The sequence below is a fragment of the Oleiphilus sp. HI0067 genome, from assembly GCF_001635735.1.
This window is the reverse complement of the sequence record NZ_LWFI01001543.1, coordinates 1-22,901: the sequence shown is the minus strand read 5'-3', so window position 1 is coordinate 22,901 and position 22,901 is coordinate 1. Positions and strand designations below refer to the sequence as shown.

The 22,901-nt window shown below is 44.6% G+C and carries 22 protein-coding genes; 5 read left to right on the top strand and 17 right to left on the bottom strand.

Going from position 1 to position 22,901, the window contains the following annotated elements:
• Positions 1-155 precede the first annotated feature (155 nt).
• The 4 genes from A3739_RS25275 to folX form a co-directional block, all read right to left on the bottom strand.
• On the bottom strand, positions 156-800 hold the full coding sequence (locus A3739_RS25275) for a hypothetical protein (protein WP_068480723.1): 645 nt from the start codon (positions 798-800) through the stop codon (positions 156-158).
• Between the two features lie 533 nt (positions 801-1,333).
• Positions 1,334-3,556, bottom strand: a complete 2,223-nt coding sequence (locus A3739_RS25265) for an NADP-dependent isocitrate dehydrogenase (protein WP_068480716.1) — start codon at positions 3,554-3,556, stop codon at positions 1,334-1,336.
• A gap of 298 nt (positions 3,557-3,854) precedes the next feature.
• Positions 3,855-4,490 (bottom strand): hypothetical protein, encoded by a 636-nt coding sequence (locus tag A3739_RS25260; RefSeq protein ID WP_068480713.1) that lies wholly within the window; start codon positions 4,488-4,490, stop codon positions 3,855-3,857.
• Positions 4,483-4,869 carry a dihydroneopterin triphosphate 2'-epimerase gene (folX, locus tag A3739_RS25255; protein ID WP_068474961.1) on the bottom strand — a complete coding sequence of 129 codons (387 nt, stop codon included), beginning with the start codon at positions 4,867-4,869 and terminating at the stop codon, positions 4,483-4,485. Before folX ends, A3739_RS25260 begins: the two co-directional genes overlap by 8 nt.
• 129 nt (positions 4,870-4,998) lie before the next feature.
• On the opposite strand from folX, the gene A3739_RS25250 reads away from it, so the two are divergent.
• The 3 genes from A3739_RS25250 (at position 4,999) to A3739_RS25240 (ending at position 10,365) form a co-directional block, all read left to right on the top strand.
• Positions 4,999-6,105 carry an efflux RND transporter periplasmic adaptor subunit gene (locus A3739_RS25250; RefSeq protein WP_068480710.1) on the top strand — a complete coding sequence of 369 codons (1,107 nt, stop codon included), beginning with the start codon at positions 4,999-5,001 and terminating at the stop codon, positions 6,103-6,105.
• Positions 6,102-9,260, top strand: coding sequence for an efflux RND transporter permease subunit (locus tag A3739_RS25245; RefSeq protein ID WP_068480707.1), 3,159 nt, complete (start codon positions 6,102-6,104; stop codon positions 9,258-9,260). The genes A3739_RS25250 and A3739_RS25245 overlap by 4 nt, the downstream gene beginning before the upstream one ends.
• Positions 9,261-9,381: 121 nt before the next feature.
• On the top strand, positions 9,382-10,365 hold the full coding sequence (locus tag A3739_RS25240; RefSeq protein ID WP_068480704.1) for a DUF523 and DUF1722 domain-containing protein: 984 nt from the start codon (positions 9,382-9,384) through the stop codon (positions 10,363-10,365).
• Here the strand turns inward: A3739_RS25240 and A3739_RS25235 are convergent.
• From A3739_RS25235 to A3739_RS25190, 10 genes are all read right to left on the bottom strand, one after another.
• Complete coding sequence (locus A3739_RS25235; RefSeq protein ID WP_068473620.1) at positions 10,360-10,743, bottom strand: DUF4345 family protein; 384 nt, start codon at positions 10,741-10,743, stop codon at positions 10,360-10,362. The genes A3739_RS25240 and A3739_RS25235 overlap by 6 nt on opposite strands.
• A 34-nt stretch (positions 10,744-10,777) precedes the next feature.
• Positions 10,778-11,551, bottom strand: coding sequence for a hypothetical protein (locus A3739_RS25230; protein WP_068480701.1), 774 nt, complete (start codon positions 11,549-11,551; stop codon positions 10,778-10,780).
• Between the two features lie 78 nt (positions 11,552-11,629).
• Positions 11,630-12,178 carry a DUF2878 domain-containing protein gene (locus A3739_RS25225; protein WP_068480698.1) on the bottom strand — a complete coding sequence of 183 codons (549 nt, stop codon included), beginning with the start codon at positions 12,176-12,178 and terminating at the stop codon, positions 11,630-11,632.
• Between the two features lie 11 nt (positions 12,179-12,189).
• Complete coding sequence (locus A3739_RS25220) at positions 12,190-13,443, bottom strand: cyclopropane-fatty-acyl-phospholipid synthase family protein (protein ID WP_068480695.1); 1,254 nt, start codon at positions 13,441-13,443, stop codon at positions 12,190-12,192.
• Between the two features lie 15 nt (positions 13,444-13,458).
• A complete protein-coding gene (locus A3739_RS25215) occupies positions 13,459-14,343 on the bottom strand; it encodes a DUF1365 domain-containing protein (RefSeq protein ID WP_197472564.1) in 885 nt (294 codons plus the stop codon).
• The gene (locus A3739_RS25210) at positions 14,343-15,614 is read right to left on the bottom strand and encodes an NAD(P)/FAD-dependent oxidoreductase (protein WP_068480692.1); all 1,272 of its coding nucleotides are present in this window, start codon (positions 15,612-15,614) and stop codon (positions 14,343-14,345) included. The genes A3739_RS25215 and A3739_RS25210 overlap by 1 nt, the downstream gene beginning before the upstream one ends.
• Positions 15,611-16,441 (bottom strand): SDR family oxidoreductase, encoded by an 831-nt coding sequence (locus A3739_RS25205; protein ID WP_068480689.1) that lies wholly within the window; start codon positions 16,439-16,441, stop codon positions 15,611-15,613. Before A3739_RS25205 ends, A3739_RS25210 begins: the two co-directional genes overlap by 4 nt.
• Before the next feature lie 12 nt (positions 16,442-16,453).
• Positions 16,454-16,903 carry a nuclear transport factor 2 family protein gene (locus tag A3739_RS25200; RefSeq protein WP_082869023.1) on the bottom strand — a complete coding sequence of 150 codons (450 nt, stop codon included), beginning with the start codon at positions 16,901-16,903 and terminating at the stop codon, positions 16,454-16,456.
• Complete coding sequence (locus tag A3739_RS25195) at positions 16,890-17,846, bottom strand: acyl-CoA desaturase (protein ID WP_068480686.1); 957 nt, start codon at positions 17,844-17,846, stop codon at positions 16,890-16,892. Before A3739_RS25195 ends, A3739_RS25200 begins: the two co-directional genes overlap by 14 nt.
• 136 nt (positions 17,847-17,982) lie before the next feature.
• On the bottom strand, positions 17,983-19,044 hold the full coding sequence (locus A3739_RS25190) for an NAD(P)/FAD-dependent oxidoreductase (RefSeq protein WP_068473698.1): 1,062 nt from the start codon (positions 19,042-19,044) through the stop codon (positions 17,983-17,985).
• Between the two features lie 206 nt (positions 19,045-19,250).
• Between A3739_RS25190 and A3739_RS25185 the strand changes: the two genes are divergently transcribed.
• Positions 19,251-19,838, top strand: coding sequence for a sigma-70 family RNA polymerase sigma factor (locus A3739_RS25185; protein ID WP_068480806.1), 588 nt, complete (start codon positions 19,251-19,253; stop codon positions 19,836-19,838).
• Positions 19,805-20,464 carry a ChrR family anti-sigma-E factor gene (locus A3739_RS25180; protein WP_068480683.1) on the top strand — a complete coding sequence of 220 codons (660 nt, stop codon included), beginning with the start codon at positions 19,805-19,807 and terminating at the stop codon, positions 20,462-20,464. The genes A3739_RS25185 and A3739_RS25180 overlap by 34 nt, the downstream gene beginning before the upstream one ends.
• 65 nt (positions 20,465-20,529) lie before the next feature.
• Here A3739_RS25180 and A3739_RS25175 read toward each other — a convergent pair whose 3' ends face one another.
• From A3739_RS25175 to A3739_RS25165, 3 genes are all read right to left on the bottom strand, one after another.
• Positions 20,530-21,123, bottom strand: coding sequence for a hypothetical protein (locus A3739_RS25175; protein WP_068480680.1), 594 nt, complete (start codon positions 21,121-21,123; stop codon positions 20,530-20,532).
• Complete coding sequence (locus A3739_RS25170) at positions 21,123-22,100, bottom strand: alpha/beta hydrolase (protein ID WP_068480677.1); 978 nt, start codon at positions 22,098-22,100, stop codon at positions 21,123-21,125. Before A3739_RS25170 ends, A3739_RS25175 begins: the two co-directional genes overlap by 1 nt.
• A gap of 70 nt (positions 22,101-22,170) precedes the next feature.
• Positions 22,171-22,901, bottom strand: a 731-nt coding sequence (locus A3739_RS25165; RefSeq protein WP_156502824.1) for an MFS transporter, incomplete at its 5' end; no start/stop codon positions are given.

Below are 22,901 nucleotides of genomic sequence, written 5' to 3'. Positions count from 1 at the left end.
ATGGGAGAAGCAATAAACGCAGCAGGATCCTCATAAGATGGTGGATAAGGAGCAAAGTCATTGATCACAACATAATCTTGCTCCGTTGCTTGAACCGCTTACGTAAAAACGCGTGCGATACCACTGTTGGCATAAGGTCCGTCAAATAAAGATGTTCAGTAATCCAGTTCTTTAAAAACGGAATAAACGATATCACCGGTATCTGGCGTGACTAAGAAGATATCGAAATACTCAAAACGCTGCAGAAAATCGCGAATAGGCGGGTGATAGATCTTGTGCAACTTACTGTAGAGCGTATTGTTATCGAGCTGAATCAGGGCATCTTTGGCCCCTAAAGGTTCAGTGTTGTTTGCAATGAAATCGTATTGTAGAGAAATAGAGTCTGCATCTAAGCCTTGCATTAAGGCTGCTGAATTGACCTTTTGACCGTTATTACGTTCAGCGTACTCACCACCGAAGGATTGCTCATAATATTGCTGCAATTTTTCTTTTTGCTGAACGACATTGTCACCCGTTCGCTGCGATAAATAATCATCAAACCCCCGCTTGAACTCTCTCATTGCATTCACGATCATCCGATCTTTCGAGAAGCTCAATACTTGATCCTGAATCGTTTGAAAATATCGCTCTATTTGGGATTTCTTAGACTCTCTCACTGCAGTGAGTTGAGCCTTTGAAAGCTCATGAATGGCCGACTTTCCGTCCGAATAACTGCTATATGCAATATAGGCACTGAGACAAAAAGCGGGAATGATGGCTAGTAAAATGCCAATACTTAAAAACTTAGAACGCAAACGCACAATGACAATCCTGCTGTGATTTGCATGGGAGTTATAGTCAAGAACACTGCGCTAAACAAAAAAGAGAAGACTGATCGCTATTCTAAAAATTTCAGGCAAAAAAAAGCGGCCAGTCCCCGGGCCGCCATAATCTTCCATGAAAAAAGTTCCTTTCATTCAAAACCTTCTCTCGAAAGGCCTGACAATTTCCAGCTAGTCGCACTGTGCTGTTTAACTGTCAAAGGAAACGTAGCAGAATGCTTGCCAACTCTAGAAAGTTTAAAAAATCAATTTATAAACAACAACTTAAGGGGATAACAAAAATAGAGTAGAATGCGTTGCAGTAGATAATGCCCAACAAGTGATCAAGGCGCACCAGCTTGAAACACACATAAGACTGTTCTCTCACTACTTTCACATGAAACGCAAACCTCGAAGTAGAGAACACTATAAAGTTAATCCCAGCTCTAATTTTCAGGTAAAAAAAAGCCAGTACATTTCTGTACTGGCTTTTCGTATTAGACTCACCTCAAATGAATGAAGCGTCTTAACGCTTATTTGAACTCATCAAAAATTGCATTCAAGGTCTCACTTGGGCGCATCGCTTTTGAAGCCAATTCGAAGTCAGGGTTGTAGTAACCGCCAATCTCGATTTCTTGACCCTGAACATCAAGTAGTTCTTGCACAATCTTGGCTTCGTCTGCGCGAAGCTGCTCTGCGAGCTTAGTGAATTTCGCTTTCAACTCAGCGTCATCGTCTTGCGCTGCCAAGGCTTCTGCCCAGTACAGAGCAAGATAGAAATGACTGCCACGGTTATCGATCTCACCCGCCTTACGAGAAGGTGATTTGTTCTCATCAAGGAAGACTTCAGTCGCTTTATCAAGCGTACTTGCAAGCACTTTCGCGCGAGGGTTATCCGTTTTGTCACTCAAATCTTCGAGTGATACCGCAATCGCTAAAAACTCACCTAACGAATCCCAACGCAAATGGTTTTCTTCATTGAATTGCTGAACGTGCTTCGGCGCAGAACCACCAGCACCTGTTTCAAACAAACCCCCACCAGCCATCAATGGCACGATAGAGAGCATTTTTGCACTTGTACCTAATTCAAGAATTGGGAACAAATCCGTTAGATAATCACGTAATACGTTACCAGTCACTGAGATCGTGTCTTTACCGCGAATCAGACGCTCCATGGTTAAGCGAATCGCTTGGTCTGGCGAAAGGATACGGATGTCGAGACCTTCAGTATCATGTTCCTTCAGGTACATTTCGACTTTAGAGATCATCGATGCATCATGTGGACGCTCTGGGTCTAACCAGAATACTGCAGGCATACCGCTAGCACGTGCACGAGTAACGGCTAATTTCACCCAATCTTGGATTGGAAGATCTTTTGTCTGGCACATACGCCAAATATCACCCTTCTCAACATCGTGAGAAAGCAAGACATTGCCCGCATCATCAATAACACGAATAGTTCCATCTGCTTCAAGCTCAAATGTCTTATCGTGCGAACCATATTCTTCTGCTTTTTGAGCCATCAAACCAACGTTTGGAACCGTGCCCATAGTCACTGGATCAAAGTTATCGTGATGCTTACAGAAGTTGATAATTTCTTGGTAAATAGTCGCGTAGGTACTCTCTGGAATCACCGCTTTGGTATCTTTTAACTTACCATCGGTGCCCCACATCTTACCGCCGATACGGATCATTGCGGGCATAGAAGCATCAACGATCACGTCGCTAGGAACGTGTAAGTTTGAAATACCCTTGTCTGAATCAACCATAGCGAGTTCAGGACGATCTTCGTAACACTTACGAATATCTTCTTCAATTTCAGAACGCTGCGAATATGGAAGAGACTGAATTTTCTGGTGAACATTGCTTAAACCATTGTTCGCGTTCACACCGAGCTTTTCAAAGGTTTCTGCGTGCTTTTCAAAGACTTCTTTAAAATATACTTTTACAGCATGGCCAAAGACGATCGGGTGAGAGACTTTCATCATGGTCGCTTTTACGTGCAACGAGAACAAAATGTTAGCGCGTTTCGCACCTTCCATTTCGGCTTCGAAGAAATCGCATAGCGCTCTCACACTCATAAACATGCCATCGATGACTTCGCCGTCAAGCAGCGCTAGATTCTCTTTGAGATTTTTCTTTTGACCATCTTTGGTTTCAAGCTCAATGCGAACATTACAAGCTTTATCAATAATCGTAGACTTCTCGTTATGGTAAAAGTCGTTATCCCACATGTGCGCTACGTGCGTGCGTGACGCCTGGCTCCACTTACCCATTGAGTGAGGATTTTTGCGTGCATACGCTTTAACCGCTTTTGGCGCTCTTCGATCAGAGTTCCCCTCACGTAATACAGGGTTTACCGCGCTTCCAAGCACTTTTGCATAACGTGCTTGAATGTCATTTTCTTCATCAGAACTTGGTTCGTCTGGGTATGCAGGTAAATCAAAACCTTGAGATTGAAGCTCCGCAATAGCTGCTTTTAGCTGAGGAATAGACGCGCTCACATTTGGAAGCTTAATGATGTTTGCTTCTTTCTTAAGTGTTAGTTCGCCCAACTCTTTCAACGCATCTGGAACGCGTTGCTCTTCTTTTAAGTTCTCTGGGAAAGCTGCAAGGATTCGAGCAGCAAGTGAGATATCACTTGATTCGACACTGACATCTGCAGCAGAAGTAAAGGCATTTAGAATAGGTAGGAGCGAGTAGGTAGCAAGCGCCGGCGCTTCATCGGTTTTGGTATAGATAATTTTATTAGACATGCATTCCCCAAATTGTATCGGTAGAAAAAACCAGTTCAGGCATCGGACAACTTTTGATCGTCGCGCCCTTAGGCAAAAATTGACCGCGTATTCTACAGAAATATATTGAAAATAACTATCAATTCACACATAGCGTACAAAATTTAGGCCACTAGTGTAGTTCAAGTTTTTTGCATTTTGATGAAAATAAGCAAGATAAAAAGCTGCTTTTAACTTAGTGATAAGAAGATATCGCTTTATATAGTACCTAGCGCGCTAGGTTGCTTTGCATTTAAGGCATAACACAAGCCAAGACCTATTATTTGAAGGCGCCTTCTTCAATCAACAGATTTAAAAGTCCGGCTGCTGAGGCTTCAAGCGCCCGAATTTCGTCACGCTTAGTCACCGTCTTGCGATAATTATCAATTTCACCAACACCGGCGTAAATTCTCACCCAGCCGGTATTCGAGATAAATTCACCGATCGCGGTACTATCGTCGACATACTCTGTGTAGAGTCCGGCTGTAATCACAATACAATGCGCACCTTTCGCTGGAACAATCCCCAACGTTAGCACTGAAGTAGAGTAGGTAAAGTTGTCGCGAAAGGATTCCATGCCATGAACACATGCTCCGCCGTCCGGCAATGCTTGCTGGATATCGAGAACAAAATCCGCCTCGTCTTCGTCCACCAAGTTGAAGCCATAATAACGAACCACGTCTTGAATCAGATTCAACACTTCAGCGCTTCGATGATGCAATTCAAATAGACGACCACTGTCTTGCAAAGCCGTTTGGATCTCCGCCCCAGTGACAGCTATATTGATGTAGGACAAATCAGAACGGTCAACCTCTTTCATGACATCATGAACATTTGAGGTCGTTGTAGAGCATCCAGAAATAACGGTAAGACTCAAAATAAAAAGAAGCTGAAGTAAACGAGTAATGTTAGACATGTTGAGTCGCACTTAGAGTAACAGAAACAGAATCAGCAAAACGCAAGGCATGTGGCTTTTCGACCTTTACCTGAGCTATTTGTACATTCGCGTGAGCCATAATGATATCAAGAATATCTGAACATAGCTTTTCGAGAAGTTTGAAATGTCCCTTTTCGACAAGATTAATCACGGCTTTGGTAATGACTTTATAATCTAACGCGTCATGATGGTCATCACTATAACAGGCCGTATGCGCGGGATAATCAATCCAAAGATTAATCACCACATCTTGTTGCTTTATGAGCTCTTCTTGATTGAAACCGATAAAGGTTCGGAGCCGTAAATTCTCAACGTGAATACGTGCTAACTGAAGTGCCACAAAGGTCTCGTTTTTCATTATTAAAGGCACAACTTAACACCAATAAAAGGAAAGACCAATTGGATTAGTTGACCATTTGCGTCAGACTAGACCGCTTTCGTATCACGCACTCTTCCCTTAATACAATAAACTAGCTCTAGGATAACAATGAATCGTTCTGTACTTATTGCACTTGGCCTCAGCATCGCAGTTCTAGGTTGGCTTTTTTCTGGCTCATCGAATCAGCCAGCTACGCAAGTTAATGAATTCGCATCTGAAGAACAAACAACACCAAAAGAATTATTTAAAGTCACGGTTCGTCCAATGGTTGCCGAAACTGTTGCCGATATTATTACCCTACAAGGCGACATCGAACCGGCTCGTGCGATCACTGTGAAAGCTGAAACTCATGGCAGCATTACCAACATTGGCGTCGAGAGCGGAACGCGTGTTCAGCAAAATCAAGTCATGCTCAATATCGACATTTCAGATCGACAAGCGCGCCTCGAACAAGCCCAAGCAGAACTAAAGCTACGTGAAGCAGAGCTAAAAGCAGCGCAACAGTTAAAACAACGAAAACTCGTTTCAGGAAATCAACTCGAACAAGCCTTAGCAAATCTTGCAGCAGCCAAATCATCGGTAGAGCAAATAACCGTTGAACTTGGCCATACGCGCATTCGCGCGGCATTTGAGGGCATCGCTAACTATCGCCATGTGGAGTTAGGTGATTATGTTCAAGCCGGCGACCCACTCATCGACTTGATTGACGACCAGCATATTAAAATCATAGCGCGTGTACCTCAACAACATGTTTCCAAGATTAAGCTTGGACAAACTGTCAACGCTGACCTTTTAGACGGAACAACAATTGAAGGGCAACTTTCATACATCTCAAGCCAAGCGGACCCAGCAACACGAACATTTAGAATCGAAGCGACTGCACAGTCAAAGAGCAACCCTCGTCTTGGCCAAAGTGCGCGCGTTCGACTACAGCTCGGAGACATTCTTGCGCACAAAGTCTCATCATCAATTTTGAGCTTAGCTGCTGATGGCAGCATTTATGTAAATGCTGTTGATGAGAGCAATCAAGTAGTTCGCTATGTGGTTGAGATTATCAAAAATGATAGCGATGGCGTTTGGTTATCAGGCCTACCAGAAAACCTTAATCTAATCGTTGTCGGACAGGCTTTTGTTGCAAAGGGACAAACGGTCGATATCGCTATTGAAGGACAAATCGAAACCAATGTCGACGCAGACACTGAGGTCGATGCATGATCGCAAAAACCGATTTAAGCGCTGCTAGCTCTCAGGGCGAGCATAAATCTCATGTCGTCGACTGGGCGATTCGTCGTCAACGTGCCGCACTGCTAATTTTGTTCTTCCTGCTCATCGCAGGTATCGCCTCTTACAACTCAATACCTAAAGAGTCTGAGCCAGATATCCCTATTCCATGGATCTACGTATCCATGACCTATGAAGGCATTTCTCCCGAAGATGCAGAGCGATTGCTCGTGCGTCCGATGGAGAAAGAGCTCAAATCAATAGAGGGCGTAAAAGAAATGACCTCTATCGCTGGCGAAGGACACGCTTCTGTCACGCTAGAGTTCGATGCTGGATTTGATGGCGATGCAGCACTAGATGATGTGCGAGAAAAGGTCGATCGAGCTAAATCTAAGCTCCCCGAAGGTAGTGATGAGCCGACAGTAAACGAAATTAACGTCGCACTCTTCCCCGTCATGAGCATTAGTTTAGGGGGCGCGTTACCCGAACGAAACTTGCTTGCAATTGCCCGTGACTTGCGTGACGACATTGAAGCCTTAGGTGGTGTGTTAGAAGTCGATATCGCCGGTGAGCGCGAAGAATTGCTAGAAGTTATTGTCGACCCCCTCATTCTTGAAACTTACAGTATCGATTTTGAAAGCGTGCTGAACGTTGTTTCTCGAAATAATCGTCTTGTCGCGGCAGGCGCCATTGATAATGGTGCTGGACGCCAAGTAATGAAAGTCTCGGGCGTCATCGAAGATCTCGATGACATAATGTCGATGCCCATTAAAGTTGAAGCCGGCACCGTTGTGCCATTCCGCGATGTCGCAAGCATCAAAAGAACCTTCAAAGACCCTAACGGTTTCGCCAGAGTAAATGGTAAGCAAGCACTCACTCTTGAGGTTAAAAAACGCCTCGGCGCAAACATTATTGCTGTTACCGAAGAGATAAAAGCCATTATTGCCGAGAAGGAACAATACTGGCCCGAAACGCTCGAGTACAACGTCATTCTTGACAAGTCTAAAGATATCATCACGATGCTCGAAGACCTTCAAAACAACGTCATTAGTGCCATCATCATGGTGATGATCGTTATTGTTGGCGCACTCGGCTTACGCTCATCAATTCTAGTTGGCCTTGCTATTCCAGCCTCCTTCCTGAGTAGTATTCTGATCATTAATTTTATGGGGCTTACGCTTAATATTGTTGTGCTCTTTAGCTTGATCTTGGTAGTGGGGATGCTAGTCGATGGCGCCATCGTTGTTACGGAATTAGCGTCTCGAAATCAAGAAGCAGGCTTAAGTTCAGACAAAGCATTCTCTAAAGCTTCGCGTCGAATGGCATGGCCCATTATTGCGTCAACAGCAACGACTTTAGCAGTGTTTCTACCTTTGATCGCTTGGCCTGGCGTGGTGGGCGAATTCATGAAATTCTTACCCATTACGGTCATTATTTGTTTGTGTGCGTCTCTCGTGGTCGCCCTACTCTTCTTGCCAGTTCTTGGTGCTTCACTTGGTGGCAGCAAAATAAAAAGCGAAGAAGCACAATCTGATAATCGCTTCACCTTGGCTTATTCAAAAGTCCTAAGAGCACTACTTAAAAGACCGCTCTTAACGCTGTTAGGTAATATCTCTATCGTCGTCGCAATCATGATTGCTTATGGCAGTTTTGGCAAAGGTGTCGAGTTTTTCCCTGACGTAGAACCGGATAACGCAAAAGTTCTGGTATCGGCACGCGGAGATCTCTCAATCTATGAAAAAGATGCGCTGTTGAAGGAGGTTGAACGCAATTTCTTCAATATGCCAGAACTCAAGTCTGTCTATGCGAGATCCTTTAATCGAGCACAAGATCAAATGGCAGAAGACGTCATTGGCTCTGTGGATTTCCAGTTTATTCCATGGGACGAAAGACGCACCGCGAGTGTCATTCTTGCTGAAATGGCTGAAAAAACCAAAGATATTCCTGGTGTAAAACTAGAGTTTCGTAAAGCTGATAACGGCCCTTCAGGCGGTAAAGCGATTCAAATTCAGGTATCAGCAATTTACCCAGAGCATATCGATCAAACGATCGAAATACTGCGCTCGCATATGGCGAAACTAGGTGGCTTCAAAGATATTGAAGATGACCGCGCGCTGCCTGGCATAGAATGGCAAATGGAAGTTAATCGCGAAGGCGCTGCTCGCGCAGGCGCAGATATCGTATTAATTGGTACCGCCATCCAGCTTCTTACTAATGGCGTTAAGGTTGCAGAATATCGTCCAGATGACACTGATGAAGAAGTCGATATCAACATCCGCTTCCCATCTCAGAAACGAACACTAGAAGCTTTGCAGAGCCTTCGTATTCAAACCAATGTGGGAATGGTTCCACTTGGGAACTTTGTACACTTAAAACCTGCTCCAAAAACCGGCACAATCAAACGTGCAGATAGCCGCCGTGCGGTTCTTTTGCAGTCTGAAGTGGAAGAAGGACTTCTGCCGACAGATAAGATCCAAGAACTCTTTGCCTCAATTGAGGGAGAGTCTTTTCAACCTGACGTACGTTTCAAGTTAAAAGGTGAACAGCAAGACCAACAAGAAACAATGACTTTCTTGGGAACCGCTTTCATTCTCGCGATTTTCTTGATGCTTCTAATCTTAGTGATTCAGTTTAATAGCTTCTATCAGAGCTTCTTAGTTCTGAGTGCCATCGTGTTCTCAACCTTCGGTGTACTGCTTGGCTTGCTGATTACCGCGCAACCATTCGGCGTAGTTATGGTAGGACTCGGAATCATCGCACTCGCGGGCATTGTCGTGAATAACAACATTGTATTGATCGACACCTATAACGCTTACATCAAAGACGGTTACCGGCCATTCGATGCGGCTTTGGCAACTGGCGAAATTCGTTTACGCCCAGTATTGCTCACAGCCGGCACCACTATTCTAGGACTAATTCCTATGGTTATGGCAATGAACATCGACTTTATTGGACGCGACATTAGCTTCGGTGCCCCATCGACACAATGGTGGCGTCAATTGTCGAGCGCGATAGCCGGCGGTCTAGGCTTTGCGACTATTCTCACCCTGTTACTCACTCCTGCACTTCTCGTGCTAGGCGCTAATACCAGTGCAAAATGGCGCAAATTCCGTGGCAAACGCGAAGCACCAGCCTTAGCAGAGCAATGAGGTAATCAATAGAAACATGAGTCTGAGCACGCGTTTTCGCAAAGGCTTATGTTTCTCATATTCCAATCCTTTGCTACTTTAGTTGCGTATACAAATTCTCTATTTCAAATTGGAATTTCGAATGCCTGATCAACAAATCTTTCCAGATAAAGAACGTATTTTGATTGGAATTAGTAGCTGTTTGCTTGGAGAAAAGGTTCGTTTCGATACCGGCCACAAACACCACTCATACATCTCTAATACGCTTGGCCAATATTTTACTTTTCGTCCTTTCTGCCCAGAAATGGCTATTGGCCTTGGAACCCCTCGAGAAACGATTCGTCTCGTTGAACGTGAAGATGGTATTCATGCGGTAGGCACAAAGACTGATGATCATGACGTTTCTATCGCGTTACGTGATGTCGCTGAACAGCAGAAAGGTTGGCATAAAGATTTGTGCGGATACATCTTAAAGAAGGACTCACCTAGTTGCGGTATGGAACGCGTTAAGGTCTACAAAGGGAAAAATCCGAAGCAATTGGTACCCGAGCGAATTGGTGCGGGTTTGTATGCGGAAGTTCTGCTGAAGAACTTCCCTAATCTACCTGTAGAAGAAGAAGGCCGATTGGGCGATGCCGTTTTGCGCGAGAACTTTATCAAACGTGTTTATGTCTACCGAGACTGGCAAGACATGATAGAAAGCGGATTAACCATGAAGAAGCTGCTCGAGTTTCATGCCGCCTACAAATACTCTCTCTTAGCTCATGACCAAGACCGAACTCGTGCTCTAGGAACGATGTTAGGTGGCGGCAACAAACAAGAAGTGGAGTCGCTATCTGAATGTTACTTCGTTGAAATGATGCGCATCCTTAAAATACGTGCGACCAGAAAGAATCACGTAAACGTACTGCAGCACCTTCAAGGTTTCCTGAAAAACAACTTGGACAAGGAAGACAAAGCGGAGTTAGTAGATACGATTCTGAAGTATCGAGACGGGATCTTACCCCTGATCGTGCCGATCGTACTATTGAAACATCACTTTAGACGTCATCCGATCGAGTGGATAGATAACTGTATGTACTTAAATGCTCACCCGGGTGAATTGATGTTGTTCAACAGCCTATGAGGCTGCACGCTGATACCGACGAAAAGCCCACCCTAGGCAGACCGCAATGGTGATTTCTAGTGCTGCCAACATCCATGCGCCCGACTGAACGAGCGCATCAGGGTGTACCACAAAACTGAGCACGCGTGCGCACGCCAAACTTACCGAAACAAGCAAGGCCATTAACAGTGCTCCAAACTCCGCCGCTTTTATCGACGCACCAATAAACATTCCCAGCGCAAGACCAATCTGTAATCCACCATAAACGCTCATAAATTCAGATGCAGCAAGACTGGTCGCTAAATCAAAGCCTAAATATTGCGCGGCAGGCTCATACTGAAATAGGCACCACAAACCACTCAACAAATATAAAACACCAATTATTCGTAGCGTTATCATAACTTCTCTCTATTCAGCCTTGTGCTTAGAAAATCTAATTCACGACACTGGTAGGCGTAATATCTAACGCCTCTCGATCTGCAATATGATGCGGTTCTTCATATTCGTACAAAATAATCGCCGAATAATTTGCATCAACTTCAGGGGCGTATATATTCGTTAGCCCTTCGTAACGCAAAAGTCTTTGTGTATCGAGCGAATAATCCAAAACGATAGGGTCCATTAACAAGTTAATGACCCAATTTGAAGGTTGAATCTGCAGACGCACACTGTCACCCGATAGCGACACACGGCTCAATTCAAAACCGACTGTAGAACTTCGGCTCAGAGCCAAGAACTCAAACTCGATAGTTTGACCGGATACCAAGTCATCCCAGTTTTCGATCACCATTCGATCGAAGCCACTATCAACAACCAGTGGCAGCCCCGAATCTGACAAACTAAAACGCGTTCTCTCACCACTACTGTCTAGGAACAGGGCGTCGCGCATCGAAGTCGTTTCATAGCGAATATCGCTATTAAATTGTTCGAATTGAAGATAGGGCTGTAAGGATGAAGCTCCCGAAAAATTAAGCGCTTTCTCGGCAATACGCTGACCTTGCGCTCCCTCATAAATGACTTGCGATTGAACATACTCGCCTTGCTTTGAGAGCTCTACATAATGACGTTCAACGTACAACAGCTCGTTGCTATCAATATCATAAGCTTTGCCGATGAATCTAAGTTGATCTGCAAAAGCCACAGACGTATAGACTGCACCAAGCATCAACAGAAAAAGGAATTTTGTTCTTCGAAATAAAAAAGTCATCTCTATACTCTTCTTATTCAACGTTAGAGATTACGTAGAATCGAAATAGTCGGACTATTTAATATGGAACTACGTCACTTAAACGAAAGCTTGTCGACGCTGATTAAGCATTAATACGACGCACCCAACGGCTAGCCATAGAGCCGCAATAATCGGTAAATGCTCGATCGAAAACGTTAACGCCTCAAGTTTATGTCCCGCGTAATAGGACATTGGCCCACCGATGGCGAAAAAAGCGATCAATAACCAAGGAGAAGTATGTAACCATCGCAAAGACAGAGGGAGGCTCGCTGCAAATCCCACCCACATAAAACACAACCACAATGGCATAGAACCAAGTAGTAAAAAGTTATCTTTAGGGAATGTATATAAACCTAGATCAGCCAAAATGCTGTCAGCGATACAACCAAATAAAATAACGACCGCACAAGCCACATATGTGCTGCGATTTCGAACAACAAAAAAGAAATGTGCAAGCAATACAGCAAGAGGAGCTAGCGCTATCTGCCAGCCCTCTAGAATCGCAGCAAACCAGAGACACTGAAACAACACAGCATTTACAATGACATGCTTTGTTGCATAGTCAGCGCGAACACTGGAACCTTGAGTTGCTGTTATCTCAGCCATATTTGCCTCAATTAAACCACGGCCTCATCTCGAAACTCTGGTTTAGCATAGACTAGATGAGATACACCGATTGAACGTTCCGCAAAACCGCCCTCACAGTAACACAAATAAAACTCCCACATTCGCTGAAATGTCTCACTGTAACCAAGCTCAGTAATCTTTGCCTTCTCTCGCTTACAGGCCTCATTCCAAGCAGATAGCGTTCTTGCGTAGTGTTCTGCGAAATCAAACTGAGAAACCATGCGTAAGTCTGAACTATCTCGCATCGCCTGTGTTAATGCGGTAATAGAAGGAATACAGCTACCAGGAAAAATATAACGCTGAATGAAATCAACATCTTTTCGCGCGCGGTCATAACGTTGATCGGCAATCGTAATTGCCTGAATCAACATCAAACCGGTAGGCTTAAGAAGTCGCGAGCAAGTCTCGTAGTATGTGTTGTAATACTTCCAGCCAACCGCTTCAATCATTTCAATCGATACCAGTTTGTCGAACGTGCCCTCAAGATTTCTGTAGTCTTCAAGCAGAAGCGTTATTTTATCCTCTAAGCCTGCTGCTCTAACTCTTTCACAGGCTAGCGCGTATTGTTCTTTCGATATCGTGGTCGTCGTAACTTTACATCCGTAATGTGTTGCTGCGTAGATCGCAAAGCCGCCCCAACCTGTTCCAATCTCAACAACATGATCTTGCTCACTAAGCTGTAGTTGCTCACAGATCCGTTTTAAGCGGAATTGCTGTGCTTCTTCCAAACTCGATTCTTCAGTTGGGAAAATTGCTGACGAGTACATCATGCTTGGATCTAAAAACGCTTCAAAAAAGTCATTACCCAAATCATAGTGTGAAGCAATGTTACGTTTTGAGCCTTTTTCGGTGTTCTGGTTCATGCGGTGCAAGATTTTCAGAGCAGGCTTAGATAAGGCCGCAAAGCCCCCTTCCATACCATCTAAAATATCCATGTTGCGCACCATCAAGCGCACTAACTTTGCTAAATCTGGCGTCGACCAATCGCCAGTCATATAGCTCTCGGCAGCACCGATACTTCCGCCGGTCATAATATCTACATAACACGACGCGTCGTTCACATGTAATTCGGCAATCAAATCAGCGTTATTGTCGTTTCCGAAACGATAAGTCTGGCCGTTATCGATAATACTCAGTGTTCCAGTATGCAAAGCCTTAAGCTGTGATAACACTGCTTTCTTAGCAATAGACTGGAAGCTAAAACGGCGCCCCTGAGGATAGGCATTAACGTGCTGTGTGTTCATAATAAACTCCCCACCTTAAAGGGCTGAATTCGCATTATTGTTGTGTTGATTATCACTGACAGATTCAGGGTGATCATAAAATGGACTACGTTTGATCCATAACTTCAACGCTTGCCAGTATATGCCAAGCACCACTTTAACTGTCATAAGAGGTTGCTTAAGCAATCGATTGAAACCATGTTCTAAGCCTTCTTTGTGCAAGCCCATCGTGGCATCAAAGTGCTTTTCAACGGAAGCATCGCTTCGTTCTATGGTGTTATCCATATGTACCGACAAACCTTCTCCCGGCGTTTTGAATACCCAGTTATATTCCATGTTCATTGGGTTAAACGGCGAAACATGGAAGGCTTTAGAAAACGAAAATCGGCTGACCGTCTCACGAAGTTGTTCTACTTCAATCACTGCATCATCAAAGGTCTGATAATCTAACTTACCGTCAGCAATCGGGAGGACGTAACTATGACGCTCATCCCATGGCGTATTAGTAATTTCAGCCAATATCGAAGTTAGCTGCTCATTCTCATCAAAGCAGTAGTAAAAGCTAACAGGGTTAAAAATCACCCCGAAATAACGAACGTTCGCAAGTAGGCGAACTGACTGGATAATTGGAGCTTGTCGCTGGTTCAACGTGTAAAAGGCATTTACTTTTCTAATGACACATTGCTTTAAATCGTCATCTTGATGATCAGCACTCTGATTGAAGTAATCGCTACGATCAAAGCTCGCGATACCAAGCTTTCCTAAACGAAAGAACCAGAGTTTTTTGGTTACCTCATCAATCTCGTCTAAATCGAGATACCACATAAACATACTGTACTTAAAAGCATGTGAAATCGGCTCGAACCTACGATGCCGAATGTGGCCATGATATAGGCAACTCTTCAACTCACGCGTTGACATTAGAGATGAATCCCAAAGCGCTCAACGACACGCAAGGCGCTATTCACGCCGTCTTCATGGAAGCCATTCAACCAATACGCACCACAATAGTGAGTACGGTTCACATCGCTAATCTCAGAGTGTCTACCCTGCGCAGCCACCCCGTCTTGAGTAAAGACCGGATGTGCATAGTTATATCGTTCAATCACCTTAGACTCATCTATTTCGTCGCTGCGATTAAGCGTAACGAGATAGGTTTGATCCGCATCGGTAAAGTTCTGAAGAATATTCATGTTGTACGTCACCATAGCGTGCTCAGAGCAACGCTGCGGAATATGGTAGTTCCACGCGGCCCATGCAAGCTTTCGCTTTGGCATCAAAGTGGTATCTGTGTGCAATACCACCTCATTATCTTGATACGGAATCGCACCTAAAATTTCTTCTTCTTGCGGAGTCGGCGACTCAAGCATGCTAAGCGCTTGGTCGCTATGACATGCCAAGATCACTTGATCAAATTCTTCAGCACCGTCTTTTGAATGAATCACGACATTCGACGCATTTCGTTCGATTTTTTTCACCGGCGTGTTTAAACGAATGTTTTGTTCGAAAGGCTTGATAATCTCTTTCACGTACGCGGCCGAGCCTTCAGTAAGCACACGCCATGTAGGACGGTCATCCACGCTTAACATCCCATGGTTGTTAAAGAACTTCAGGAAAAACTCAACTGGAAAATTCATCATTACGTCTGTTGACGCAGACCAAATAGCTGCCCCCATTGGTATGATGTAAAAATCACGAAATTGACGAGAATACCCATTACGCTCAATGTATTCCCCTAAGGTCATACTGAGGTCTTCGCCTTTATCTAAAGCGGAGGTAGTTTGCTCGTTAAACCGCAGGATATCTTTGACCATGCGCCAGAATTTAGGACGAAGCAAGTTGCGGCGTTGAGCAAACAACGAATTGATATTCGTGCCGTTGTATTCGAGACCACTGTTTGCACAATGAACACTAAAACTCATATCTGAGTTTTGCCATGCAACACCTAATTGCTCCATCAACTTAATGAAATTTGGATACGTCCAATCATTAAAAACGATAAAACCGGTGTTGACCGGATAGCGCTTCTCGTTATGTTCTATTTGTTTTGTATGCGTATGCCCACCAAGATAATCGTTCGCTTCAAAAAGCGTAACCTCATGATGTCTACTCAATAGATAGGCGCTTGTAAGCCCAGCAATGCCAGAGCCGACTACCGCAATTTTTTGTGACGACTGAACTTCGGTCATCATAAATTTGTCTTTCCTTTCTCTAAATCTGTTAGACTGGTTTCGTGACGAGACATCGATCCCAAGAGTTTAAATTTGGCCTTAGTAGGCAGCCACGATAGAAGTTTGAGACTCCAAACAAAACGCTTTGGGAAAGATACGTCGAATACATGCTTATCCAACCCCCTCACGATCTTATCGGCTGCATCTTCACTCGACACCATCATAGGCATATCAAAGTCGTTCTGCTGGGTCAGCGGTGTATCAACAAAACCAGGGCTGACCAACTGAACATCAATACCTTCGAGCTGCCAATCTATGCGCAAGCATTCCGCAAAATAACGCAACGCACTTTTCGAAGCTCCATAAGCATGCGCACGAGGAAGCGCCTGATAAGTCACACTACTCGACACGAACACCATTGATGCATCAGCATCCGCAGCTTTAGCTTTTCGGAGAAACGGATAAGCCACCCGCGAGATTTCAATCGCAGCGAAGTAATTTGCGTCGAAAACGCGGCGCGCCAAATCAGTATCAAGCTGATCGCTGTCCATGTACTCACAAGTCCCAGCGTTGACAATCACCATGGATAAGTTCGGAACGTTTTCCTGCAACCAAGATTGAGCGTTCGCAATTTGATCTGCCTGAGTTATATCTAAAACGAGAACGTCTGCAAGCACACCAAAAGTTTCGATTTCAGCCTTTACGCTTACTAACTTATCCTCAGATCGCGCACTTAGAATAATTCTGCCGAAACCGCCATTGCGCGCATACTCGATCGCTACAGAACGTCCGATACCAGTACTGGCACCGACGACCCAAAGCGTGGAATTTTGATTATTTCCGCTCATGCGCGATCTCCGCTAAACCAATCGTTGTTTCAGTTTCCTAATGAGAAATCCCAAGGCAGGAATATGCTCATATAGCATCTGCCCTGCGTCGAAAAAGTCTCGATGATCGCAAACCTTTCCATCTTCAACTCTGAGAATAGAGGTCCCGTCCACAGCAACGCTTTGCCCCCGATTTAATCGAGGATGAGTGAAGTACATTTTCCAACGCAAGTACGCGCGGTCTTTCTCAAGCGACTCGTCTAACCAATCAAAGCAAATACTTCCGACGTTCTCGTACACGTTTTCAAAATACGCGATCAAGTCAGCCATGCCCTCAATATGATGAAGCGGATCCCTAAACACTAAGTCATCAGTGTAGGTTTGGCTCAACAAAGACTCGCTTAGAGTGTCGCGATTCAACACGTTAAACATTTCTTTGAATTGCGCGACTGCTGAAACCACTTGCGCGTTACTTGCTTTCACCAATCTCCCCCTTTTGTTGGCTGGACGCGTTTTTAGCGTGCTGTTTACCTTCAAGGAGGATACGCGAGGGAACAGGCTTTAGCTCACGTGTAATACCAATAAAACTCAGCAACTTGATTACATAATAAGATATATCAATCTCCCACCAGTAAAAGCCTTGTCGAGCAGATACCGCAAACCGATGATGATTGTTATGCCATCCCTCACCCAAAGTCAGCAGCGCGAGCCAACCGTTGTTTCTGCTTTGGTCTTTAGTATTGAAACGACGCTTGCCCCAGACGTGCCCCAGAGAATTAATCGTGAAAGTTGAATGGAACAACAGCACCGTCGATACGCAGAAACCCCAGACAACAAGCTGTAATCCGTTAGTGCCGAGCTCTGGATGTGTTGCAGCCAATAATTCGCCTAAACCATACATGCCTAGCGCTGCTAGAATTGGCATCAAGCTATCAAAACGATTTAAGAAGACGAGCTCTGGATATTTAGCCAAGTCAGGGACAACGTCGTAATCGGTCTTGTACGCCTGGTTACTTAAAAACCACCCAACATGACTCCACCAAAAGCTGTGATTAATTGGTGAATGTAAATCGTGATCTGTATCAGAGAATTTGTGGTGATTTCGATGATGAGCCGCCCACCATAAGGGTCCACGCTGCGCTGAACTCGAAGCAATCACCGCAAAGAAAAACTGCCAGAAGCGATTCATTTTATACGCTCTGTGCGCGAAGTACCGGTGGTATACGGCGGTAATCGCGTACATTCTCAACCAAAAAAAGCCCAAACAAATAGCGACCCCAATCGGACTCCAGCCGAGCCAAATCAAATTCAGACATGCGACATGTACAATGATAAAAGGCAAACATCTCAACCAATTAATGTCATTTGGTTGACCTTTTATTTGCTCCGCACTTGCTTCAGCATCAAACCAAAGCACGACGGACATCGCCAATTTCCTCAAAGAAAATCGGCTTTCACTTATATGTGTTTTCACTTAAATATCCCAAACGCTTGACCCGAGCGAGATGCTCGGGCGATAAATCCGTTGACACTAACTAAACGTCAAACAAGAACCATTGGATTTAAGATGTGAGGAGACTTTCGCTTTCATTATTGGACAACACACCTTCAGTAGACGTGAGAATGGTTCTCAAAAGAGCATTTGCACTTAAAAATGCTGATTCAACACCATACTCGGATTCCACCGAAAAGTAATCCCCACAGGCAGACAGCTTAATCGAGGCATCATCAAAGAAAGACCCCATCAAGCGATTAGAGATAGTAGGACGAGCATACAACCATCGATGAACATGCGCCTTTCCTAGAGCATTGCGCAAAACAACTGAGTCCAGATCCACGACATCGGCCAAGGATTCTAGCAATACCGTTTCGACATCTGAAGCACTGACATTGAGATTCCGAGCCGCCCATGACTCAGAGCTGTGTAGCGTCATAACCAACAGGCTAGCATCAATATTCCGATCTGGCTTACGCGATTCAACCGACACCAGCCCTATGACGTCACTTTGGATTGACCCAATTTTCTCTAGCATCTTTACTGTCTCAGCATCAAGAACACGCTTATCAAACGCAAAAACAGAGACCCACTGCGCGTGGTGACGCGACTCAGACATTGATGAATAAAGCCGGTGGTCGCGCCCCAATATCTCCGCCGCTTGAATCGGCGGCGTAGCCAAAATGAGATGGTCGGCCTCAAGTGTTTTGTTTTCAGAAGCTACGTCTAATTCGACAGTCCAAAGATTTTCGTTCCGGCTTGCGCTGAGCACTCGCGCTCCGAACAAGGTTGACGCGCTGCCCAGCGCTCCACGGGTAAGCAAAGAATTACGTCCGCGAACAATCGCCCTGCTAGATTCAATCACGACATCTTCCCTCGAAGAAAGATAGGCCTCAAAATAAGAGTGGCTCACTTCAAAAAACTGACACCCTAAGTCGACGCCAAAAGCGATCTCGCCCGCCTTCAAACGTTTGGAGGAAACCCTCCCCCCAGATCCTCGCGCTTTATCAATAATCAATACTGACTTGCCTTCAGCCTGTAGTCGTCCTGCGATAAAAGCCCCTGCCATTCCAGCGCCAATAACGGCAAAGTCCCAGCGTTGAGAAAAAGGGGATGTTTTTTGATCCATAGTTAATCCGAAATTTAAGGATATGCGTAAAAAAAATTAGCAACGATTGCAGTACGTACTTTGCGGAGTATTAGATCGTTTTTTTGATAGTAAAACTGCTCAAACCGAGAACTCCTAGTATGAACGCTTTACTGGACAAGAAAGCTAAGGTAAGTTTGGTGAAACCCCGCGGTACATCTGCATCTTCATCAAATAAGGGCCGAGTTTTGGCACAGAAAGAACCGAATGAGTTGAATCAGTTTTTAATCAGGATTGGAGAGAGTAAAGATAGACAAGCTTTTGTAGATCTTTTCAAAGCAACATCTTCCAGATTAAAAGCCTTCGCGATGCAATGCGGAGCTTCAAGCGCTGACGCTGAAGAGCTTCTGCAAGAATGCATGATCATTGTGTGGCGTAAAGCGCACACTTTCAAGCCAGAGTCGGGCAGCGCGATTACTTGGTTGTACACGATCGTTCGAAACAAAAGAATTGATATGGCGCGAAAAAGTCGCCATGAAACTGTGCAGTCGGACGACCTCTGGGCCGAAGAAGGTTCAGAAGAATTAGAGACGCAGATTTCAGGAGAACTGGAAGGTAAGACAGCACGAGGAATGCTGAAGCACCTTCCAGAGGTCCAAAAGCAAGTGGTTTTCAAAGTATACTTTGAAGGCAAATCACACAGCGAGATAGCGGCAGATCTTGATTTACCACTAGGTACAATCAAATCGCGCCTAAGACTCGCAATGAAGAAATTAGAAAACGTAGCAAAAGAGCAAATGTCATGGCTAATTATCATCCTAATGATGAACTTTTGATGTCCTTCGCAGCTGGGCAACTAGCTGATGCATTAGGACTCATGGTGGCATGCCATGTTGAATCATGTCCTAAATGTGCAGAAAAAGTTCGTAACTTTGAGTCGCTTGGTGGCGACATATTGAAACAATGTTCCGAAGAAGTCGTGTCTGATTCTCTATTAGACGAGACCTGGGCAAAAATCGAAATGTTTGAAAGAAATAAAGTTTCTCAAGAGAGTTTCGAAAAAGCAGCAAACGAAAAGCGCATAAATATACCGCGCCCGATGCGCAGGTTTATCAAAGAAGACTTTGACCAATTAAATTGGAGTGGCTTCAGCAAAAACATCCAAGAGGTAAACCTCAATATTGATGATGAGCGCTACACAACGAAGCTATACCGAATTAAAGCTGGTTCAAAGCTTCCAGAGCATACACACAAAGGAACGGAGTACACCTTAGTGATGCAAGGTTCGTTTTCCGATAAGAGTTGCAAGTACAATCAAGGTGATTTCATTCTCGCAGACGAAAATACTAAGCACCAGCCACAAGCATCGGCTGACGCGGATTGTATTTGTTTAGCTGTAATGGACGCACCGCTGAAGATGACAGGGTTCTTCGGAAGAATGTTGAATCCGTTCCTGAGGTAGTTAGATCGCTGAAACTTAAAAGCCGGCATGAAGCCGGCTTTTTTATTCCCAAACAATACTATCTCTTACCAAAACCAAGAGCTGGCCAGATCATCTTTGCATCCCCAATACTGCTCGCTGTATTTTTTCGCTCTCGCTTCGACCTTACGGGCGACACCCATTAACCAAGGCTTGGATTTATAAGACCCTCTGCGATAACCGCCCTGCCCTTCGTGGTAATTCAAATATTGCGCATAAGCATCCCACTTCGACACCTTGTTCATTTTGTTAGTACGGTTCATATACCAACCGACAAAATCAATGGCATCTTCAAAATCATCACGTTCTGCAAACCAGCCACCAGCATCGTCTTGATACTCCCCCCAAACAGGCGTCTTTGCTTGAGAATATCCGTAGGCGTCACTCGCACGACCTATCGGGATGATCCAAAGAAAATATTCCATCGGAGGTTGTGCGTCATACTTGAATCGAGATTCTTGGTACATAATGGCCATCGGAATATGCACCGGCGCGCCCCAGCGCTCACGCGTTTCGATAGCGGCCTCGTACCAATCAGATTTCTCATAAAAAATATCACAGAGATTATCTGGATTTTTAGGTGGCGCTGTCGCACACCCCACAAGTTGAGTTAGCGCGAGGAGCGTGATGATTAAACGCATCAAGTAAATTGCTCTATTTTCTTGGCAATCAAAGCTAATGCCCTATCAGCTTCTGGAACCAACGGAGACAAAGTTTGAAAGACGTGAAACATATCAGGGAAGACATCGTATGCTGTGTTTACTCGATCAGCACGTAAACGGCTGACTAAATCATCCACCTGCGCTTTGAATATCTCACTTCCTCCTGCCTGCACATACATTGGCGGAAAACCAATAAAGCTGGTCTCAGAAAAATCCGTTACACGTTTATGGTCTTGGACATTATCACCAAAACTGTTGACCCAGCGATTTACAATCGACTCTGACAACATGTCTACCGACTCAAACTCCGTCGATAAATACTCAGGCTCAAAAGGGCGAACCCATGGCGACAACAGAACCGCACCATCTACTGCACCAACCCGACCTTGCTCTTTTAACTCCCGAAGCGTGTTGAGCACCAGAGCGCCACCCGCAGAATCGCCCATGAGATATAACTGCTCCTGAGCATCTAGATCTTTGATAATTGATTCAACTACCGCCAAGCAATCTTCTTGTGCACACGGAAGCGGATGCTCAGGCGCTAATCGATAATCCACAGCAATAACTCGCATACCGCACAAAATGGCAATTTTCGCGAGAGTATATTTATACCCTTCGGCACTACCAATCACATATCCGCCACCATGAAAATACACTACCGTTGGCAAGTCTTTTGGATCTAGTTTTTTTGGATAAACTTCTAAAACAGGTACACCAGCAATCTCTCCTCGATGCGCTGTCACTTTTGATAAAGCAGGCCCTTTCATTGCGAGCAGCTTTTGCGTTTCTCTCAACCAATCATGACTCTGCGATTCATATTTATTAAACAGCATTTGCACAAAACGACAGGTAAATTCTGCGCGCCAACTTCGAGCTGAAAGTGAATTAGGTCGAACGACCATCGACGAAAAAGCGGAGGAGCTCGCACCGAGCACGGCAAAAGAATTCTTTAACATAGGTCATACTTCTTATTTTTAAACTAGGCCATTTTCGCATCAAAACGCCTAGCCATGAACATGATTATTGTTATGCAGAACGTTTCCAGAATACTAACAATGCCAACTGAATACACAAGACCGGTATTGCAGAAAATAACAAAGTCGTCCAACCAAAGGCATAAACAATTGCTCCACTCGACAAAGACGCCATGGCCTGCAAACCAAACACGCTAAAGTCGTTAATACCCTGCACTTTATAAGCTTCATTGCCTTTATAGACTTGCGGCAAAAGACTCGTGCCTGATACGAACAATAAGTTCCAGCCAACACCTAACAAAATCAAGCTGACATAAAAATGTACTAACTGAGGATCAGACCACGCAATAGCAATTGTGATGGCATAACATGCTAAACCCAGCCATAGCATTTTTAATTGACCAAATCGTTGTATGAGAAAGCCTGAAAAAAACGAGGGGATATACATCGACATAATATGTATTTGAATCACCCACTTCGTATCTTCGAGCGAGTGCCCCATTAGATTGTGCATTGTCACTGGCGTGGCGGTCATAACATAAGACATAACGGCATAAGCAATGGCCGCCGAGAGAACGGCCACCCAAAACACCGGCTGAGAAGAAATCTCAAAAATTGTCCTTTCTTCTGATGAAGAGCGCTGTTGGGAATCAACCGGCTTAGGCGCCTTAAATACAAACAAAACAGGCAAACTTAATGCGAGTATGACAGCGAGCAAGACAAACGAGCCACTGTAATGTTGGTCAAATAACTCTCTACCAACCTGCCCGAGCTCTGGGCCAA

Excerpts from the sequence above, each read along its gene's own strand:
- A3739_RS25205 (WP_068480689.1), bottom strand. The coding sequence starts at position 16,441 with ATGAGCGGAAATAATCAAAATTCCACGCTTTGGGTCGTCGGTGCCAGT.
- A3739_RS25240 (WP_068480704.1), top strand. The coding sequence starts at position 9,382 with ATGCCTGATCAACAAATCTTTCCAGATAAAGAACGTATTTTGATTGGA.
- A3739_RS25170 (WP_068480677.1), bottom strand. The coding sequence starts at position 22,100 with ATGTTAAAGAATTCTTTTGCCGTGCTCGGTGCGAGCTCCTCCGCTTTT.
- A3739_RS25235 (WP_068473620.1), bottom strand. The coding sequence starts at position 10,743 with ATGATAACGCTACGAATAATTGGTGTTTTATATTTGTTGAGTGGTTTG.
- folX (WP_068474961.1), bottom strand. The coding sequence starts at position 4,869 with ATGAAAAACGAGACCTTTGTGGCACTTCAGTTAGCACGTATTCACGTT.
- A3739_RS25175 (WP_068480680.1), bottom strand. The coding sequence starts at position 21,123 with ATGCGTTTAATCATCACGCTCCTCGCGCTAACTCAACTTGTGGGGTGT.
- A3739_RS25260 (WP_068480713.1), bottom strand. The coding sequence starts at position 4,490 with ATGTCTAACATTACTCGTTTACTTCAGCTTCTTTTTATTTTGAGTCTT.
- A3739_RS25190 (WP_068473698.1), bottom strand. The coding sequence starts at position 19,044 with ATGGATCAAAAAACATCCCCTTTTTCTCAACGCTGGGACTTTGCCGTT.
- A3739_RS25225 (WP_068480698.1), bottom strand. The coding sequence starts at position 12,178 with ATGGCTGAGATAACAGCAACTCAAGGTTCCAGTGTTCGCGCTGACTAT.
- A3739_RS25245 (WP_068480707.1), top strand. The coding sequence starts at position 6,102 with ATGATCGCAAAAACCGATTTAAGCGCTGCTAGCTCTCAGGGCGAGCAT.
- A3739_RS25180 (WP_068480683.1), top strand. The coding sequence starts at position 19,805 with ATGGCTAATTATCATCCTAATGATGAACTTTTGATGTCCTTCGCAGCT.
- A3739_RS25220 (WP_068480695.1), bottom strand. The coding sequence starts at position 13,443 with ATGAACACACAGCACGTTAATGCCTATCCTCAGGGGCGCCGTTTTAGC.
- A3739_RS25215 (WP_197472564.1), bottom strand. The coding sequence starts at position 14,343 with ATGTCAACGCGTGAGTTGAAGAGTTGCCTATATCATGGCCACATTCGG.
- A3739_RS25250 (WP_068480710.1), top strand. The coding sequence starts at position 4,999 with ATGAATCGTTCTGTACTTATTGCACTTGGCCTCAGCATCGCAGTTCTA.
- A3739_RS25230 (WP_068480701.1), bottom strand. The coding sequence starts at position 11,551 with ATGACTTTTTTATTTCGAAGAACAAAATTCCTTTTTCTGTTGATGCTT.
- A3739_RS25265 (WP_068480716.1), bottom strand. The coding sequence starts at position 3,556 with ATGTCTAATAAAATTATCTATACCAAAACCGATGAAGCGCCGGCGCTT.
- A3739_RS25195 (WP_068480686.1), bottom strand. The coding sequence starts at position 17,846 with ATGTCCGTCGTGCTTTGGTTTGATGCTGAAGCAAGTGCGGAGCAAATA.
- A3739_RS25210 (WP_068480692.1), bottom strand. The coding sequence starts at position 15,614 with ATGATGACCGAAGTTCAGTCGTCACAAAAAATTGCGGTAGTCGGCTCT.